Annotated in this window: 14 protein-coding genes; 8 read left to right on the forward strand and 6 right to left on the reverse strand. The window is 67.1% G+C overall.

Annotated features, from left to right (window positions below):
* Positions 1-22: 22 nt before the first annotated feature.
* The 7 genes from ahcY to hpf all read left to right on the forward strand — a co-directional run bounded on the left by ahcY (position 23) and on the right by hpf (position 8,320).
* Positions 23-1,507, forward strand: coding sequence for an adenosylhomocysteinase (ahcY, locus tag ACFQ9R_RS24485; protein ID WP_378993524.1), 1,485 nt, complete (start codon positions 23-25; stop codon positions 1,505-1,507).
* A 76-nt stretch (positions 1,508-1,583) separates the two neighbouring features.
* The gene (locus tag ACFQ9R_RS24490; protein WP_378993525.1) at positions 1,584-2,231 is read left to right on the forward strand and encodes a dTMP kinase; all 648 of its coding nucleotides are present in this window, start codon (positions 1,584-1,586) and stop codon (positions 2,229-2,231) included.
* Positions 2,232-2,308: 77 nt separating this feature from the next.
* Entirely contained in the window at positions 2,309-2,986 is a 678-nt protein-coding gene (gene mtrA, locus ACFQ9R_RS24495; protein WP_056813049.1) for an MtrAB system response regulator MtrA, read from the forward strand.
* A gap of 70 nt (positions 2,987-3,056) precedes the next feature.
* Positions 3,057-4,940 (forward strand): MtrAB system histidine kinase MtrB, encoded by a 1,884-nt coding sequence (gene mtrB, locus ACFQ9R_RS24500; RefSeq protein WP_378993571.1) that lies wholly within the window; start codon positions 3,057-3,059, stop codon positions 4,938-4,940.
* Positions 4,937-6,754, forward strand: a complete 1,818-nt coding sequence (lpqB, locus tag ACFQ9R_RS24505) for an MtrAB system accessory lipoprotein LpqB (RefSeq protein ID WP_378993526.1) — start codon at positions 4,937-4,939, stop codon at positions 6,752-6,754. Before mtrB ends, lpqB begins: the two co-directional genes overlap by 4 nt.
* 33 nt (positions 6,755-6,787) lie before the next feature.
* Positions 6,788-7,432 (forward strand): ComF family protein, encoded by a 645-nt coding sequence (locus ACFQ9R_RS24510; RefSeq protein ID WP_378993527.1) that lies wholly within the window; start codon positions 6,788-6,790, stop codon positions 7,430-7,432.
* Positions 7,433-7,690: 258 nt separating this feature from the next.
* Positions 7,691-8,320 (forward strand): ribosome hibernation-promoting factor, HPF/YfiA family, encoded by a 630-nt coding sequence (gene hpf / locus ACFQ9R_RS24515; RefSeq protein WP_378993572.1) that lies wholly within the window; start codon positions 7,691-7,693, stop codon positions 8,318-8,320.
* A gap of 51 nt (positions 8,321-8,371) precedes the next feature.
* Here the strand turns inward: hpf and bluB are convergent, their stop codons facing one another.
* From bluB to ACFQ9R_RS24545, 6 genes are all read right to left on the reverse strand, one after another.
* Positions 8,372-9,007 (reverse strand): 5,6-dimethylbenzimidazole synthase, encoded by a 636-nt coding sequence (gene bluB / locus ACFQ9R_RS24520; protein WP_378993528.1) that lies wholly within the window; start codon positions 9,005-9,007, stop codon positions 8,372-8,374.
* A gap of 23 nt (positions 9,008-9,030) precedes the next feature.
* On the reverse strand, positions 9,031-10,275 hold the full coding sequence (locus ACFQ9R_RS24525) for a fatty acid desaturase family protein (protein ID WP_378632593.1): 1,245 nt from the start codon (positions 10,273-10,275) through the stop codon (positions 9,031-9,033).
* A gap of 94 nt (positions 10,276-10,369) precedes the next feature.
* The gene (locus ACFQ9R_RS24530) at positions 10,370-11,773 is read right to left on the reverse strand and encodes a fatty acid desaturase family protein (protein WP_378993529.1); all 1,404 of its coding nucleotides are present in this window, start codon (positions 11,771-11,773) and stop codon (positions 10,370-10,372) included.
* 299 nt (positions 11,774-12,072) lie between these two features.
* Positions 12,073-13,230: a ferredoxin reductase gene (locus ACFQ9R_RS24535; protein WP_378993530.1), complete on the reverse strand. Its 1,158-nt coding sequence runs from the start codon at positions 13,228-13,230 to the stop codon at positions 12,073-12,075.
* Positions 13,231-13,330: 100 nt separating this feature from the next.
* Entirely contained in the window at positions 13,331-13,876 is a 546-nt protein-coding gene (locus tag ACFQ9R_RS24540; protein WP_378993573.1) for a DUF6912 family protein, read from the reverse strand.
* A gap of 10 nt (positions 13,877-13,886) precedes the next feature.
* Positions 13,887-15,299 (reverse strand): wax ester/triacylglycerol synthase family O-acyltransferase, encoded by a 1,413-nt coding sequence (locus ACFQ9R_RS24545; protein WP_378993531.1) that lies wholly within the window; start codon positions 15,297-15,299, stop codon positions 13,887-13,889.
* A 227-nt stretch (positions 15,300-15,526) separates the two neighbouring features.
* Here ACFQ9R_RS24545 and secA point away from each other — a divergent pair, with 227 nt between their 5' ends.
* Positions 15,527-18,325, forward strand: coding sequence for a preprotein translocase subunit SecA (gene secA / locus ACFQ9R_RS24550; RefSeq protein WP_378993532.1), 2,799 nt, complete (start codon positions 15,527-15,529; stop codon positions 18,323-18,325).
* Positions 18,326-18,361: the final 36 nt, after the last annotated feature.

Below are 18,361 nucleotides of genomic sequence, written 5' to 3' on the forward strand. Positions count from 1 at the left end.
CCCAGACGGTAACCTAGCCAACGTGACGACCTCAGAACTCCCCGCGCGCACCGAGCTCACCCCCGACGTCCGCAACGGCATCGACTACAAGGTGGCAGACCTCTCGCTGGCCGAATTCGGCCGCAAGGAGATCCGCCTCGCCGAGCACGAGATGCCGGGCCTGATGGCGCTGCGCCGTGAATACCACGACGTCCAGCCGCTGAAGGGCGCGCGAATCTCCGGATCGCTGCACATGACGGTCCAGACCGCCGTCCTGATCGAAACCCTCGTTGCTCTCGGCGCCGACGTGCGCTGGGCCTCCTGCAACATCTTCTCCACCCAGGATCACGCCGCCGCCGCCATCGTGGTCGGCCCGAACGGCACCGTCGAGGAGCCCAAGGGCATCCCCGTCTTCGCCTGGAAGGGCGAGACGCTGGAGGAGTACTGGTGGGCCGCCGAGCAGATGCTCACCTGGCCGAACGCCCCGGCCAACATGATCCTCGACGACGGTGGCGACGCGACCATGCTCGTGCTGCGCGGCGCGCAGTTCGAGAAGGCCGGTCTGGTTCCGCCCGCCGACGCCGATCACTCCGCCGAGTACACGGTGTTCCTCGACCTGCTGCGCGAGAGCCTCGAGGCCGACAAGACCAAGTGGAGCGTCATCGCCGACTCGGTCAAGGGCGTCACCGAGGAGACCACCACCGGCGTGCTGCGGCTGTACCAGTTCGCCGCCGCGGGTGAGCTGGTGTTCCCGGCGATCAACGTCAACGACTCGGTTACCAAGTCCAAGTTCGACAACAAGTACGGCACCCGCCACTCGCTGATCGACGGCATCAACCGCGGCACCGATGTGCTCATCGGCGGCAAGAAGGTGCTGATCTGCGGTTACGGCGATGTCGGTAAGGGCTGCGCCGAGTCGCTGGCCGGCCAGGGCGCGCGCGTGCAGGTCACCGAGATCGACCCGATCAACGCGCTGCAGGCGCTGATGGACGGCTACGACGTGGTCACCGTCGAGCAGGCGATCGGCGACGCCGACATCGTCATCACCTCGACCGGCAACAAGGACATCATCACCCTCGACCACATGAAGGCGATGAAGGATCACTCGATCCTGGGCAACATCGGCCACTTCGACAACGAGATCGACATCGCGGCGCTGGAGCGTTCGGGCGCGACCCGGATCAACATCAAGCCGCAGGTCGACGAGTGGACCTTCCAGGAGACCGGCAAGGCGATCATCCTGCTGTCCGAAGGTCGCCTGCTGAACCTGGGCAACGCCACCGGCCACCCCTCCTTCGTCATGTCCAACAGCTTCTCCAACCAGGTCATCGCCCAGATCGAGCTGTGGACGAAGCCGGAAGAGTACGACAACGAGGTCTACCGCCTGCCCAAGCACCTCGACGAGAAGGTCGCCAAGATCCACGTCGAGGCCCTCGGCGGCACCCTGACCAAGCTCACCAAGGATCAGGCCGAGTACATCAACGTGGACGTGGAAGGCCCGTACAAGCCGGAGCACTACCGCTACTGAGTTCTGTACGCCACGGTGGCCCGTCGACCTTCGGTCGGCGGGCCACCGTCGTCATCCGGCGGGTAATCTGCTGCGCATGGGCGTACTGATTGCGGTCGAGGGGCTCGATGGTGCCGGTAAGCGGACTTTGATCGACGGGCTGATCGCCGAATTGTCCGCGAAGGGCTTGCGGGCGGACAGTCTGGCCTTTCCCCAATACGGGCATTCGATCCACGCCGATCTGGCGGCGGAGGCGCTGCGCGGGGGCAACGGCGACCTGGCCGGCTCGATCAACGGCATGGCGATCATGTTCGCGCTCGACCGGGCGGCGGCGCGCGCCGAGCTGTCGGACCTGTTGGGCGGCAACGACATCGTGATCCTGGACCGGTGGGTGGCGTCCAACGCGGCCTACTCGGCCGCGCGGGCGCACCAGGACGCCGACGGCCAAATCGTGTCGTGGGTGGGCGATCTGGAGTTCGGCAGACTCGAACTGCCGACGCCGGATCTCACCGTTCTGCTCGACGTGCCCACCGAGGTGGCGGCCGAACGCGCCCGGCTCCGAGGCGAACTCGACGACACCCGCGCCCTCGATGCCTACGAACGGGACGGCGGTCTGCAGCGGCGCACCGGCGAGGTCTATCGTGAACTCGCCGACCGCGACTGGTTCGGCCGGTGGTGGACATACCGATCCGATGACGATAGGCCTGCGTTACTCACCCTCTGCTCGGAAATCTTTTCCGGATAAGGTTGGATACGCGACGGGTTCACACCATTAATGGCGTGGCGGCCCGATCCTGGCCATGGAGATGACAACATAGGACTATGAAGCCCAAGATTCTGGTCGTCGACGACGATATGGCACTCGCTGAGATGCTGACCATCGTCTTGCGCGGGGAAGGGTTCGACCCGCATGTGGTGGGCGACGGCACACAGGCCCTGTCAGCGGTGCGGGAGATCCGCCCCGACCTGGTACTGCTCGACCTGATGCTGCCCGGCATGAACGGTATCGACGTATGCCGGGTGCTGCGGGCCGATTCCGGCGTTCCGATCGTCATGCTCACCGCCAAGACCGATACGGTCGATGTGGTCCTCGGCCTGGAGTCCGGTGCCGACGACTACATCGTCAAACCCTTCAAGCCCAAGGAGCTCGTCGCCCGGGTGCGGGCGCGTCTGCGCCGCACCGAGGACGAGCCCGCCGAGCTGCTCTCGATCGCCGACATCGTCATCGACGTGCCCGCGCACAAGGTGACCCGCGGCCCCGGGCAGATCTCGCTCACCCCACTGGAGTTCGACCTGCTGGTCGCGCTCGCGCGCAAGCCGCGTCAGGTGTTCACCCGCGAGGTACTGCTCGAACAGGTGTGGGGCTACCGGCACGCCGCCGACACCCGTCTGGTGAACGTGCACGTGCAGCGACTGCGCGCCAAGGTCGAGAAGGATCCGGAGAACCCGGAGATCGTGCTCACCGTGCGCGGCGTCGGTTACAAGGCCGGACCGCCGTGATCGGTCACTGCGGGGCGCCGCTGTGACCACTGGTCCAGTGGCGCAGCTGCGGCGATGGGCGAGCCCGATCATGGCCTGGTTCCAGGCCGTCGGGACCGCACTCGGCCACCTGTGGCGCCGATCGCTGCAGCTGCGGGTCATCGTCTCGACGTTGACTCTGTCGCTCATCGTGATCACGATCCTCGGGGTCGTGCTCACCGGTCAGATCACCGACCGGCTCCTCGAAGCCAAGATCAACGCGGCTGTCGAGGAGATGGATCGTGCCCGCAGCACGATCGAGAACAAGATGTCCGGCGTTCCGTCCGGTAACAGCCAGGATCAGCAACTCGCCGACGCGCGAGCCGCGCTGTCCAGCCGTGGTGGCACCGGGCAGTCCAGCGGCGCCGCGGGCAGTTTCGACTCGGCGCTGGCGATGGTCGGCGGCACTCCGCCACACGAGATCGCGGCCGGACCGCTCGCCGAGGTGCCGCAGGAGCTGCGCCGATTCGTCCAGCGCAATCAGGTCTCCTACCAGTTCACCACCGTCGCCGACCCCGACGGCTACCGCGGGCGCGCGCTGGTCATCGGCAGCCCGAGCGCCGAGGTCGCGACCCTGGAGATCTACCTGATCTTCCCGCTGGCCAGCGAGGAATCGAGCCTGTCGCTGATGCGCGGCACGATGCTCATCGGTGGCGTGGTGCTGCTGGTGTTGCTCGCCGCGATCACCGCGCTGGTGACCAGGCAGGTGGTGCTGCCGATCCGGTCGGCGGCGCGGATCGCGGGCCGATTCGCCGACGGCCGACTCAAAGAACGCATGCTGGTGCGCGGCGAGGACGACATGGCCCGGCTCGCGCAAGCGTTCAACGAGATGGCCGAGAGCCTGTCGAACCAGATCACCCAGCTCGAGGAATTCGGCAATCTGCAGCGCCGCTTCACCTCCGATGTCAGCCACGAACTGCGCACCCCACTCACCACGGTGCGCATGGCGGCCGACCTCATCCACGGCTCCAGCGACGATCTCGATCCCGCCCTCGCGCGCAGCTCCGAACTGCTCGTCAACGAACTGGACCGGTTCGAGGGCCTGCTCAACGACCTGCTCGAGATCTCCCGCCATGACGCGGGTGTGGCCGAACTGCAGATCGAATCGCTGGATGTGCGGATGTGCGCGCGTGCCGCGATCTCCACGGTCCGCCATCTGGCTCGCGACGCCCAGGTCGAGGTGGTGATCGACCTGCCGGAGGAGCCGGTGGTCGCCGAGGTCGACCCGCGTCGCGTCGAGCGCGTGCTGCGCAACCTGCTGGCCAACGCGATCGACCACTCCGAGGGCAAGCCGGTGCTGATCCGCATGCGCGGCGACGCCGAGTCCAACGCTGTCGCGACTGTGGTGCGCGATCAGGGCGTCGGGCTGCGGCCGGGCGAGGAAAAGCTGGTGTTCAACCGGTTCTGGCGCTCCGACCCCTCGCGGGTGCGTCGCTCGGGTGGCACCGGGCTCGGCTTGTCGATCAGCGTCGAGGACGCGAATCTGCACGAGGGCAGGCTCGAGGCCTGGGGCGATCCCGGCGTCGGCGCGAGCTTCCGGCTGCTGCTCCCGATGGTGCGCGGCCGCAAACTCGGGCAGAGCCCGCTCGCCCTGGAACCGATGCTGCGCAAGGTTCCCGCGCTGCCGGAAGCCGAACCCGAGCCGACGACCATCGAAGCCGAACCGGCCGGACCGACCGCGGACGAGGCGAGGGGATCGGAGACGGTCGACGTGGAGCCGACCGGACCCGACTCGGCCGGACCCGACTCGGCTGTTGTCGAACTGACGGTCGTCGAGCCGGGAGACGAACCGCGAGACGACCCCTCGGCCGACGATTCCGGTATCGAACCGCCTGCGGCAGGCGCGCACCCGGCGACCAACGGCCACGACGCGGCCCCCGCCGACGCCGACCGCGACGAGTCGACGCCCACCGAGACCAGAGACAGGAAGTCATGACTAGTGCGCGTGGTGATCGTCGGGATCGGCACGGCGCCGCACTGGTCGCGGCGGTTCTGGCCGGGCTGATGGTGCTCACCGGGTGCGCCAGCCTGCCGGAGTCCTCCGCACCGCAGGCACTCGGCACGATCAATCGCGCGCCCACCTCCGAAGGCCCGACCCCGCCGACCTCCGGCCGCGACCCCGACCTGCTGCTGGGCGACTTCCTCACCGCCAGTGCCGACCCCACCAACCAGCACGCCGCGGCCCGCCAGTACATGGCGCCCGAGACAGCGGGCAGCTGGAACGACGAGGCGAGCACCACCATCGTCGACGATCGCCCCGACACCCTGCGCGAGTCGCGGTCGGGCGACAAGGCCAGCTATGTGCTGCGCGCCCGCAAGGTCGGCGAGCTCGCCCGCGACGGCGGTTACCGCGCCACCGAAGGCACGCTCGAGAACAAGATCGAGATGAGCAAGATCGACGGCGAGTGGCGGATCACCGAGCTGCCGCCGGGCGTCGTGATGGGCAACGACGCGTTCGTCAAGTCCTACCACCGCTACGTCCTGCACTACATCGACCCGGGTAACTCGCTCCTGGTCCCGGATCCGCGCTGGATCTCGGTGCCGCGCGCCCAGCTCACCGAGCGCTTGATCGGCATGCTCGCCGAAGGCCCGCAGTCCACGATCGCCCCGGTGGTGCGCAACCAGTTGGCGCAGCCGGTCTCGCTGCGCGGTCCGATCACCAAGGCCAACAACGAACCGGGTGACGTCGGTGTCGGCATCGGGGGAGTGCGCATCGACTTCGCCGGGATCGGCGGACTCGGCCAGCGCGATCGCGAACTGCTCGCCGCGCAGGTGGTGCTCACCCTGGCCGGCGCCGACATCCTCGGACCGTACGTGTTGCTCGCCGACGGTAAACCGCTCGACGACCGGTACGCGGCCAACGGCTGGTCGGTCGCCGATGTCGACCAGTACAGCGCCTCGGCGCCCGGCCAGAACCGGATCGGCCTGCACGCCTTGCGCAACGGCGCCCTGGTGCAGGTCACCCCGGACGGGATCGTCACCCCGAGTGGTTCCTTCGGCGAGGCGACCAACCTGCAGTCCGTCGGCATCTCGGCCGACGGACAGTTCGTCGCCGCGGTCGCCGACTCCGGCAAACCGCTGCCAGAAGCCGCCCGCACCCTGCTCATCGGCAACTACGGGGCCAAGGCGTTCGCGGTCGCCGAGGGTGCCAGCATCGCCCGTCCGTCCTGGACCAGCGACGGCGGCGCCGCCTGGACAGTGATCGACGGTGATCGGGTCATCCGGGCGGTCACCGATCGGGCCACCGGCAATGTCTCCACCGAGGACGTCGACATCACGGCCCTGTTCGAAGGCGCGGGCGCTCCACGTCCGCCGATCAGCGAGGTGGTGGTCTCGCGCACCGGCGTGCGCGCGGCGCTGATCGCCGACGGCAAGGTGTATGTGGCGGTGGTCCAACGTCGCCCCGACGGCAAGTACGCGCTCACCTCACCGCTGCCGCTCGCGCTCGGCCTGAGCTCGCGCGCGGTGTCGTTGAGCTGGGTCACCGGCGACACGATCATGGTGGCCCGCGAGGGCAATGTCGACCCGGTCTTCACCGTCTCCATCGACGGTTCGCAGTTCAGTGCGGTGACCTCGCAGAACCTCACTCCGCCGGTGCGGGTGGTGACGGCGGCCCCGGCCACGCAGTACGTGGCCGATTCCCGGGCCGTCCTGCAGCTACAGACCGCCGATCCGACCCGCAACGACCGTTTCTGGCGTGAGGTACCCGGATTGACCGGAGAACGGGTTGTGCCGGTCTTGCCGAGCTGATCATGTCGGTGCCCGCTGTCATGCTCGTGCGCTATGAGAACCCTGCTCGACCTGATCCTGCCCGATCGGTGCGGTGGCTGCGGTGCGGTCGGCGAGAGGTGGTGCGCCGAGTGCGCGGCCGAACTCGCCCGCGATCCCGTCCGGGTGCGGCCGCGCGCTGATCCCGGTGTTCCGTGCTGGGCGCTCGGTCCTTACGCCGGTGTGGGCAAGCGGGCGGTGCTGGCAGCCAAGGAACAGAACAGGCGCGACCTCGCCGCCCCACTCGGGCTGGCGCTCGCCCACGCGCTTGCCCGCTTGCGTGCCCCCGATCGCCCGCTGTTGCTCGTGCCCGCGCCGACCAGAACCGCGGCGGCGCGCCGGCGCGGTGGTGACCCGGTGGCCCGCTCGGCCGAGGTCGCGGCACGGTGGCTGATCGATTGCCGGAGCGTGCCGCTGCTGCGGATGGCACGCGGTGTCCGGGATTCGGTGGGCTTGACGACGCATGAGCGTTCCCACAATGTGCGCGGCAAGATCATGACTGTCGCCGAACCGGACGAATGGGTCGCCGTCAGTGCGAAAGCCCAGGTAGTGCTGGTAGACGACGTGCTCACCACCGGTGCCACCGCCTGCGAATCGACACGTGTTCTCAGCCGGATCGGCATAGTTCCGCGCGCGGTTTTGGTGACCTGCGCGGCTTGACTGATGAAAGTTCGCGTGAACAGTGGCGGACTTGCCGATGGCGGACTAGCGTCGCGAGCACACACCGAACCACAAGTTTGGGAGGTGGTGCCGCGGATACAGGTGCCGGGCGATTCCCGATCGGCACAGCTCAATCCCGCCGCCCTACGTTGGTAGTTGTGCGGCCATATCCGGGAGGTACGCGTGACGACTTCTTCACGGGCATCAGTGCAAGATGCTGAACCCACCACGGCACTCCAGAACGGTGCCACCGAGACGATCGACTTCGAGACCCCGAACGCCGAAGTGGTGGTCTCCGGTCGCAACGTCGAAATCCCTGACCACTATCGAATCTACGTCGCGGAGAAGCTGTCTCGGTTAGAGCGCTTCGACCCGTCGATCTTCCTCTTCGATGTGGAACTGTTCCACGAACGCAACCGTCGTCAACGCAAGGCCTGTCAGCGTGTGGAGATCACCGCGCGCGGCCGTGGACCGATCGTGCGCGCCGAGGCGTGCGCCGACAGTTTCTACGCCGCGCTCGAATCGGCCACCCAGAAGATCGAGAGCAGACTGCGCCGGGCCAAGGACAAGCGGCGCGTCGTGCACTACGGCGACAAGACGCCGGTCTCGGTCGCGCAGGCCACTGCCACACTGGTCGACGAGTCGCTGTTCACCCCGCCGGACGGTTCCGCTGCCCACGACCACGACGAGGCAATCGACGAGACGGGCCCCGGCCACATCGTGCGCACCAAGGTGCACACCGCGACGCCGATGTCGGTGGACGACGCCCTCTATCAGATGGAATTGGTCGGCCACGACTTCTTCCTCTTCCATGACAAAGAGACCGACCGCCCGTCGGTGGTCTACCGCAGACACGCCTTCGACTACGGCCTGATCAAGCTGGCCTAGAACCCTGACCGATCCGGGCATCCGCTGTGCGGGTGTCCGGATCTTGTTAGTTCAGCCGCCGAAGGTCTCGTGATGTACGGCCTCGGTCAACGATCGGCCGGACCGCCAGCCGAAACGTTCCAGGTCCGGCACCTGCTGGAACGCGTCGACCGGGCCCACGCACAGCCAGGCCACCGGCTTGATCCCGGAGGGCAGGCCGACGAGTTCGCGCAGGAATTCCGGATCGTAGAACGACACCCAGCCCACCCCCACCTGCTCGGCGGTCGCCGCGAGCCACAGATTCTGGATCGCCAGCACGGTGGAGTACACGCCGGTCTCCGGCACACTCGCCCGCCCGAGCACCTGTGGGCCGCCACGCGAATCATCGTGCGTGACAACCACACCCGTACCGCTCTCGACGATTCCGTCGATCTTGATCGGCGCGAAGGTCATCGCGCGCTCGGCGGGCAGCGCCGCACCGAACTCGACCCGCTTGTCCGCCACATGGTCGGCGAAACGGCGCAGGGTCTCGGCCTGGCGAACCACCACGAAGTCCCACGGTTGTGAGTTCCCGACGCTGGGCGCGCGATGCGCGGCGTCGAGGATCCGCAGGAGGGTGTCGTCGTCGACGAGCTCGCCGGTGTATTCGGCGCGCACGTCACGACGCAAACGGATTGCGTCGTAGACGCTCAGCTGATCGGCACTCACGCCGACCATACAACCGCAGCCGGTCAGGCCATGGTCCGGCGGGCCAGCTTGCGGCCGGCGGCCAGTGCGGTGCGCAGTCCCTGGCGACGCCCGGTCACCGGGTCGATCGAGGGGGTGGTGTTGCCGGCGAACAGGCGTTCGGACTTCGTCTCCGGCGCATCGTCGGTGGTGTGGCGCAGGTACTTGTTCGGCAGCGACAGCTTGAGAATGGTGCGCCACGACTTGAAGTACTGCACCGGCAGCGAACCGGTGGTGTAGGGCAGGTCGTACTTCTCGGCCAGCTCGCGCACCCGCACCGCGATGGCGGCGTAGCGGTTGCTCGGCAGGTCGGGGAACAGGTGGTGCTCGATCTGGTGGCTGAGGTTGCCGCTCATGAAGTGCAGCAGCGGTCCGCCGCTGATGTTGGCGCTGCCCAGCATCTGGCGCAGGTACCACTCGCCCTTGGTCTCGTTCTCGATGTCGGCCTTGGTGAACTTCTCGGCGCCGTCGGGGAAGTGACCGCAGAAGATGATCGCGTTGGTCCACACATTGCGCATCACGTTGGCGGCGATGTTGGCGGTGAGCGTGGTGACGAACGACGGGCCGGTGAGCAGCGGGAAGACCAGGTAGTCCTTGGCGGCCTGCTTGCCGATCTTCTTCAGGACCAGGGTGCGGTCGGCCTCGAACTGCTTCCACTCGGGCGAGTCCTTGGCCCACTTCTTCTTGGCGACCTTGCCCAGCTCGAGGTGCTGGATCGCGACGCCGTACTCGAACAGCGCCTGCAGCAGGAAGTTGTAGATGGGGTTGCCCAGGTAGAACGGCATCCAGCGCTGGTCACGGGTGACGCGAAGCAGGCCGTAGCCGATGTCGTCGTCCATGCCGAGCACGTTGGTGTACTTGTGGTGCAGGAAGTTGTGGGTGATCTTCCAGTGCGCCGACGGGCCCGCGTTGTCCCATTCCCAGGAGGTGGAGTGGACTTCCGGATCGTTCATCCAGTCCCACTGCCCGTGCATGACGTTGTGCCCGATCTCCATGTTCTCGATGATCTTGGCGGAGCCGAGCAGGGCGACGCCGGCCAGCCAGGCCGGGGGCAGGAAGCTGGCGAACAGGACCGTGCGGCCGCTGATCTCGAGCGCGCGCTGTAGCCGGATGACGTTGCGGATATAGCGCGCGTCGGCCGCGCCGCGAGAGGATTCGATCTCCCGGCGGATCGCATCGAACTCCGCGCCTAGAGCTTCGACATCCGCTGCGGTGAGGTGCGCGTATTCCTTGACATCCGAGATCGCCATGGCGGCTACAGTACCGTAAGTTACGAGAGCGTAGGTTGGCGATTTTCGGGACGAAATGTGTGATAAGTCCTATTGCGCGATCGAGATGGAAATGTTATCGAGCATGGCGAGCCATGCGACGAGCTGCCTTGTCCCGCAACACGCCCCGTTCGCGCACGGCGCGTTCACCCAATGCCCGCTTGGCCTCGCGCAGCGCCAGCTTCTCCTGCCGGGCTCGAGCCTTGAGCGCCGTCTTCGCCTCGCGCAGCACTTCCTTCTCGTGCCGCGCCTTGATCTCGAGCGAGACCTTGGCATCGTGCAGCGCCGAGCGCAGACCGAAACGCTTTCCGGTCTCCGGGTCGACCCGCAGGCTGTCGGGCAGCGAGATGCCGGCGAACTTGCGCTCCGACGACGTCTCGGGCGCATCGTCGGCGGTGCGCTTGAGGAAGCGATCCGGCAGCGCCAGCTTGTGGATGGTGCGGAAGGCCAGCAGGTACTGCTTGCCCAGCGATCCGGTGGTGTAGGGCAGGTCGTACTTGTCGCACAGTTCGCGCACCCGGACCGCCACCTCCGAGTACCGATTGCTCGGCAGGTCGGGGAACAGGTGGTGCTCGATCTGGTAGCAGAGGTTGCCGCTCATGAACGCCATCACGGGGCCGGCCTTGAAGTTGGCGCTGCCCAGCATCTGGCGCAGGTACCACTCGCCCTGGGTCTCCCCGTCGAGCTGCTCGGCGGTGAACTTCTGCGCGCCGTCGGGGAAGTGGCCGCAGAAGATCACCGCGTACGACCAGAGATTGCGGACGAGGTTGGCGGTGGCGTTGGCCTTGAGCGTCGACTTCCAGGCCGGACCGGTCAGCGCCGGGTAGATCACGAAATCCTTGGCGACCTGACGGCCCGCCTTGCGGTAGAACTCGATGTCGGGCGGCGAGGTCATCGTGACGCCCTCGACGCCGGCCAGCTCCTTCTCGATGCCGAGATCGTGCAGCGCGATACCCCACTCGAAGGTCGCGGCCAACAGCAGATTGGCGGCGGGCTGGACCAGATGCACCGGACGCCACGCCTCGTCGCGGGTCATCCGCAGAATGCCGAAGCCGAGGTCCTCGTCCTTGCCGAGCACGTTGGTGTAGGTGTGGTGCGAATAGTTGTGCGCCCGGCGCCACTGCGCCGAGGTGCCGGTCATGTCCCACTCCCAGGTGGTGGAGTGGATCTCGGGATCGTTCATCCAATCCCATTGGCCGTGGCTCACATTGTGGCCCAGCTCCATGTTCTCGATGATCTTGGCGACCGAGAGCATCGCGGTGCCGCCCAGCCACGCCCAGCGATTGCGGCTGCCGAACAGCACCGCGCGCCCGGCGACCTCGAGAGCTCGCTGGGCGGCGATGGTGCGGCGGATGTAGCGGGCGTCGCGCTCGCCACGGGAGGTCTCCACCGAACGGCGGATCGAATCGAGTTCTTTCCCCAGTGTCTCGATGTCGGCCGCCGTCAGATGGGCGAAGGCCTGAATATCGGTGATGGCCACCGGGGGTCCTCCTGTTGATTATCAGCAGCTGATGCCGCGGGTTCTCGGCCTGGGAACCTCGATCTTGCCTGGTCGAGGGCGCTGCTCGGTCGCACTCTTCGGCGAGTCCGGAATCGAGACGCCGAAAAACCCGGCGCTGCGCGCCTAGGGCTGTCGCCTCGATGCTGTTCGGCCTGTGAGTGATCCTAAGTCGCGCCCTCAGGCATTGATCGAAGTGAGGGGCCTAAGCGATAGCCGCCGGTCACGGGTTGTGGCCGACGCATAGGTCAAGGGTACCCGCTCGGCGGTTCGGCAACCGGTTAGATGTCCAGCGTGCAGTCGCCGGCGGCGGCGGAGATGCAGGTTTGCACCTTGTCGCCGGGCTGACGTTCGTCGCCGTTGCGGAGGTCGCGGGCGTGTCCCGCGGACAGCGTCACCACGCAGGTCTGGCAGATGCCCATCCGGCAGCCGAAGGGCAACTGCACGCCGACGGACTCACCGGCTTCGAGCAGGCTGGTGGCGCCGTCGACGGTGAGGGTGCGTCCGGTGGTGCCGAAGGTCACCGTGCCGCCCTCGCCGATCGCGGAGCGTTCCACCTCGAAGCGCTCGATGTGCAGCTGGTCGCCCACACCCGCGTTCTTCCAGTGGCTTTCGATCGCGTCGAGCATCGGGGCAGGCCCGCAGGCCCAGGTCTCGCGTTCGCGCCAGTCGGGGTAGAGCTCGTCGAGGCTGGCCAGGGAGAACAGGCCGTGGGCATCGGTGAGCTGCAGGTGGGAGACGAAGCTGGGGTGCTTGTCGTGCAGGGCGCGCAGTTCGGCGCCGAACATCACGTCGGCGTCGGTGGGTGCGGAGTGGACGTGCACCACATCGTTGACGCCGTCGCGCCGGTCCATCGTGCGCAACATCGACATGACCGGGGTGATCCCGCTGCCCGCGGTGAGGAACAGCACCTTCGCCGGCGGCGGCTCCGGCAGCACGAACCCGCCCTGCGGCGCGGCCAGCCGCACGATGGTGCCCGCGGCCACCCCGTTGACAAGGTGGCTCGACAACTTGCCTTCCGGCATCGCCTTCACCGCGATGGAGATGAGCCGCTTGCCGCCCTCGCCGGTCCAGTCCGGCGGGCAGGTGAGCGAGTAGGAACGCCAGTTCCAGCGGCCGTCGATCAGGATGCCGATGCCGATGTACTGCCCGGGGCGGTACTTGAAATCGAAGCCCCAGCCCGGCTTGATCACCAGGGTCGCCGAGTCGGCGGTCTCCTTCTGGACCTCGACGATGCGCCCGCGCAGTTCGCGTGCCGACCACAGGGGGTTGGCCAGATGCAGATAGTCGTCGGGCAGCAGGGGAGTGGTGACCCGGGCTACCGCGCCGCGCAAGATGTTCAGCTTGCCGCCGCGGTCGGCGACCTGCGCCGCCGGTGCTTCGAGCCATTCCCGGAACTTGTCGATGACCATGCTGTGCGATTTCTCCCTGTCGTGCATCCGGTCCACCGTGGGGTAGCCCTCTCGCAGCCAGGTTACGGCATCGTAGGTTCAGCGCCAGTTGTGAACATTGGGCAACCCCGCCGCCGCCCGCCGCAAATTACAACAGCTCGAGCAGGAACGGCAGTTCTTGTGGTGCGTACCAGGCAAGCTGGTGGTCCTCCGCGTCACCGAGCACGAATTCCGCGTCGGTATCGCCGAGGTCAGCGGCGTCGATGACGTCCACCGCCTTGGCCACCTGCGGCTCGGCCTCGGCCAGGTCCACATGCACGGCCGCGACCTGTTTGAAGGTGACCGGCCCCGACAGCTTCACCACAGCATCGTCGAGATCGGGCCGCAGTTTGGCCCCCGCTACATCCGCCGCGATCACCGCGCGCCGATACACCGGGCCACCCGGGGTGGTGGCCGAGCCCTCGGCGTCGTCGTCGAGATCGTCGAGTCCGTCGCGCTCGGCGCCGATCAACCGCATGGAGGCCCGGGCGGCTTCCTGCATCGCCACTTCGGCGAGCTCCTCGTCGTCGCCCGCGGCGTAGGCCTCGCGCAGCGCGGGCGTCACGGCGAACGCGGTCGCGCCGAGCGGGAGCAGTTGCTGCTCGTCGACGAGTTGGCGCAGCAGCGGAATCGTCGCCGGGATGTAGACGCGCATCGTGTCGTTCTCAGAGACAGGCACCGAGCAACTCCTCCATCGATTCGTGCACCGATGCCGCGAGGACATCGATATCGGCCATGGCGTCGCGGTCGGCGTTGAGTCCGTAGAAGACCTGACCGTCGTACGAGGTGAGCCCGAAACTCAACGTCTGATTGCGCAGCAGCGGTGATACCGGATACATCTCCAGCATGCGCGCGCCGCCGATGTACATCGCGGTCTGTGGTCCCGGCGCGTTGGTGATCACCAGATTGAAACTGTTGTCGGCGAAGGTACTCGCCGCTCGCACACTCATCGCGTGCAGGCTGGCGGGCGCGAACCCGGCCAGGTGCACGAGTGTGCGCGCCCGCACCCCGCGGCGCTGCCTGCCCGCCGCTTCGGTGGCGTGCGAGATGTGGGAGAGCCGCATCGTCGGATTCGGTTCGCCCACGGGCAGATCGATGAGGAACGAGGACACCTCGCTGGCCGGGGTCAGCTGATTGTCGCCGTCGACATAGACCGACATCGGCACCACCGCGCGCAGATTGGTCGACTCGACCAGTGCCTCGTTGCGCGAGAGCAGCCAGTTGCGCAGCGCCCCGGTGACCACCGCGAGCACCGCGTCGTTGATCGAGCAGTCGAAATGCCTGCGGATCGTGCGGTAGTCGTCCAGATCGGTGCGCACCACGTCGAAGCGGCGGCTGCGTGAGGTGCGGGCGTTGAGCGGGCTGTCCGGCGCCGCGCTCGAGGTCGCCGCGCGCACCACGCTGGCCGCGGCCTTCACCGCCATCCGCGTGCCGCGCACCACCCCGAACGCGTTCGATCCGGCGTCGCGCATCACGCTGTAGGCCTCGCGCGGTTGCGCGGCCAGTTGCGAGAGCGCTCCGGCGAGCAGTTCCACATCGGTGGGTTCGCGCGGCGCACGCCACGAGTCGTCGGCCAGTTCGCGCGGCAGCGGGGAGTTGTCGAGGATCACGTGCCCGATCTCCAGGGCGGTGTCACCGTCGACGAGTGCCGAGTGCGACTTGGTGAACACCGCGGCGCGCCCGTCGGCGAGGCCCTCGATCAGGTACATCTCCCACAGTGGTCGTCCCTGGTCCAGGGGTCGCGACGCGAGCCGGGCGACGAGATCGTAGAGCTGGCCGTCGCTGCCGGGACTCGGCAGCGCGGAGCGCCGGATGTGATAGCTGATGTCGAAACGGCTGTCCTCGACCCAGACCGGCCTGCCCATGGCGAGCGGGATCTCGCGCACCTTGCGGCGGTAGCGCGGCACCATCGGCAGCCGGGATTCGACCAGGTCGACGAGGCGTTCGTAGTCCAGTACCTGGCCTGTGCTGTCGGGGGAGGAGTTGTTCAGGATCGCGAGAGAGCCGATGTGGATCGGGTTACTGCTCGACTCGAGCCGATAGAACGACGCGTCTTGCGGCGTCAATCTCGTGATCACGCGCTCCGAAGCTCCTTCCGGTGCCGCATGGCGCTGATCGGGCACGCGCTACATCCTACGTCACGGCAGGTGAATCGCGGTGCCGGGCAAGGAGGCTCGCCGAGCGTCGTGACCTGGGGTAATGACTGCGCCGGTACGCCGGGCACGGGTCCGCGCCGCCGGGTACGGTGGTCTGCGGACTACCATCGCCGTTGAACACAACTCCGACCAGAGGACTGACGAGACCCGTGCCTGCGCTGACACTGACGAGGTTGCTACGGATTGGTGAAGGTCGCATGGTCAAGCGGCTCTCGAACCTCGCCGATGAGGTCATCGCGTACGGCGACGAGATCGAAGCGTTGACCGACGACGAGCTGCGTGCCAAGACCGATGAGTTCCGCCAGCGCTACGCCGACGGGGAAACCCTCGACGACCTGCTGCTCGAGGCCTTCGCCGTGGCACGTGAGGCGTCGTGGCGAGTGCTGAACCAGAAGCACTACAAGGTCCAGATCATGGGCGGCGCCTCGCTGCACCTCGGCAATATCTCGGAGATGAAGACCGGTGAGGGCAAGACGCTCACCTGTGTGCTCCCCGCGTACCTGAACGCCATCTCCGGCGACGGCGTGCACGTGGTCACGGTCAACGACTACCTCGCCAAGCGCGACTCCGAGTGGATGGGCCGTGTGCACCGCTTCCTCGGTTTCGAGGTCGGCGTGATCCTGGGCGGTATGACTCCCGCCGAGCGTCGGGTGGCCTACGCCGCCGACATCACCTACGGCACGAACAACGAGTTCGGCTTCGATTACCTGCGCGACAACATGACCCATTCCCTGGACGATCTCGTCCAGCGTGGTCACAACTTCGCCGTGGTCGACGAGGTCGACTCGATCCTCATCGACGAGGCCCGCACCCCGCTGATCATCTCGGGCCCGGCCGACGCGTCGTCGAAGTGGTACGCCGAATTCGCGCGCATCGCGCCGCTGCTGAAGAAGGATGTCCACTACGAAGTCGACATCAAGAAGCGCACCATCGGCGTGCACGAGCAGGGCGTGGAGTTCGTCGAGGATCAGCTCGGCATCGACAACCTCTACGAGGCCGCGAACTCGCCGCTGGTGAGCTACCTGAACAACGCCATCAAGGCCAAGGAGCTCTACCAGCGCGACAAGGACTACATCGTCCGCGACGGCGAAGTGATCATCGTCGACGAGTTCACAGGCCGTATCCTGGTCGGCCGCCGCTACAACGAGGGCATGCACCAGGCGATCGAGGCCAAGGAGAAGGTCGAGATCCAGCCGGAGAACCAGACCCTGGCCACGATCACCCTGCAGAACTACTTCCGCCTCTACAGCAGGTTGTCGGGCATGACCGGTACCGCCGAGACCGAGGCCGCCGAGCTGCACTCGATCTACAACCTCGGCGTGGTCCCGATCCCGACGAACAAGCCGATGGTCCGCAAGGACCAGGCCGACCTGATCTACAAGTCGGAAGAGGCCAAGTTCGCCGCGGTGGTCGACGATGTGACCGAGCGGCACGAGAAGGGCCAGCCGGTCCTGATCGGTACCACCAGCGTGGAGCGCTCGGAGTACCTGTCCAAGCAGTTCACCAAGCGTGGTGTGGCGCACTCGGTGCTGAACGCGAAGTTCCACGAGCAGGAAGCCCAGATCATCGCCGAGGCCGGTCGCCCCGGCGCGGTCACCGTGGCCACCAACATGGCCGGTCGTGGTACCGACATCGTGCTCGGCGGCAACGCCGACATCATCGCCGACATCCTGCTGCGCAAGCAGGGCCTCGATCCGGTGAACACCCCTGACGAGTACGAGGCCGCCTGGCACTCCGCACTCGACCAGGTCAAGAAGCAGACCGAGGACGACGCCGAGACGGTTCGCGAGGCCGGCGGTCTCTACGTGCTCGGCACCGAGCGTCACGAGTCGCGTCGTATCGACAACCAGCTGCGTGGTCGGTCGGGCCGTCAGGGCGACCCGGGCGAGTCCCGCTTCTACCTCTCGCTGGGTGACGAGCTGATGCGCCGCTTCAACGGCGCCGCGCTCGAGTCGATCATGACCCGCCTGAACCTGCCCGACGATGTCCCGATCGAGGCGAAGATGGTCTCCAAGGCCATCAAGAGCGCCCAGACCCAGGTCGAGCAGCAGAACTTCGAGATCCGCAAGAACGTGCTGAAGTACGACGAGGTGATGAACCAGCAGCGCACCGTCATCTACGGCGAGCGCAACCAGATCCTGCGCGGCGAGGACATGGAGGGTCAGGTTCAGAACATGATCACCGACGTGACCACCGCCTATGTCGACGGCGCCACCGCCGAGGGTTACGTCGAGGACTGGGATCTGGACAAGCTCTGGACCGCCCTCAAGACGCTGTACCCGGTGAGCCTGGATCACAAGGAACTCACCGGCGAGACCGCCACCGGCGACGCCGGCGAACTCACCCGCGACGAGCTTCGCGAAACGCTCCTCGACGACGCGCACACCGCCTACGAGAAGCGCGAGCAGGAGATCGACGGCCTCGCGGGCGAAGGCGCGATGCGCAACCTGGAACGTCAGGTTCTGCTCTCGGTCCTCGACCGCAAGTGGCGCGAACACCTCTACGAGATGGATTACCTCAAGGAGGGCATCGGCCTGCGCGCCATGGCCCAGCGCGATCCGCTGGTCGAGTACCAGCGCGAGGGCTTCGACATGTTCGCCGCCATGCTGGAAGGCCTGAAGGAGGAGTCGGTCGGCTTCCTCTTCAACCTCCAGGTGGAGGTCCAGCAGCCCCAGCCCGAAGGCGTCTCGGTCGACAAGGGTCTGCGCTCCCCGGTCGGTGCCCGCCCGCAGGACACCCCCGCGGAGACCCAGGCCCCGCCTGCTCTGCGTGCCAAGGGAATCAGCGACCAGGCTCCCCGAGCCATGAACTACTCGGGCCCCGCCGAGGACGGCCACGCCGAATCCCATTCCGACGCACAGGAATACGGCGGTCATCAGCAGGGCGGCACCCGCCGCGAACGCCGCGAAGCCGCCCGCACCGACTCCAAGGGCAAGCGCCGCCGCTGAGGCGAGCCAGCTGATCGAGACGACTGAAGCCCCCGC

The organism is Nocardia sp. NPDC056541 (assembly GCF_042794235.1).
GTDB lineage: Bacteria > Actinomycetota > Actinomycetes > Mycobacteriales > Mycobacteriaceae > Nocardia.

Bases quoted from the DNA above. Each gene is read 5' to 3' on its own strand.
- lpqB (WP_378993526.1), top strand. From the start codon at position 4,937: ATGACTAGTGCGCGTGGTGATCGTCGGGATCGGCACGGCGCCGCACTG.
- mtrA (WP_056813049.1), top strand. From the start codon at position 2,309: ATGAAGCCCAAGATTCTGGTCGTCGACGACGATATGGCACTCGCTGAG.
- mtrB (WP_378993571.1), top strand. From the start codon at position 3,057: ATGGCCTGGTTCCAGGCCGTCGGGACCGCACTCGGCCACCTGTGGCGC.
- ACFQ9R_RS24540 (WP_378993573.1), bottom strand. From the start codon at position 13,876: ATGCGCGTCTACATCCCGGCGACGATTCCGCTGCTGCGCCAACTCGTC.
- ACFQ9R_RS24490 (WP_378993525.1), top strand. From the start codon at position 1,584: ATGGGCGTACTGATTGCGGTCGAGGGGCTCGATGGTGCCGGTAAGCGG.
- ACFQ9R_RS24535 (WP_378993530.1), bottom strand. From the start codon at position 13,230: ATGCACGACAGGGAGAAATCGCACAGCATGGTCATCGACAAGTTCCGG.
- ACFQ9R_RS24510 (WP_378993527.1), top strand. From the start codon at position 6,788: ATGAGAACCCTGCTCGACCTGATCCTGCCCGATCGGTGCGGTGGCTGC.
- ACFQ9R_RS24525 (WP_378632593.1), bottom strand. From the start codon at position 10,275: ATGGCGATCTCGGATGTCAAGGAATACGCGCACCTCACCGCAGCGGAT.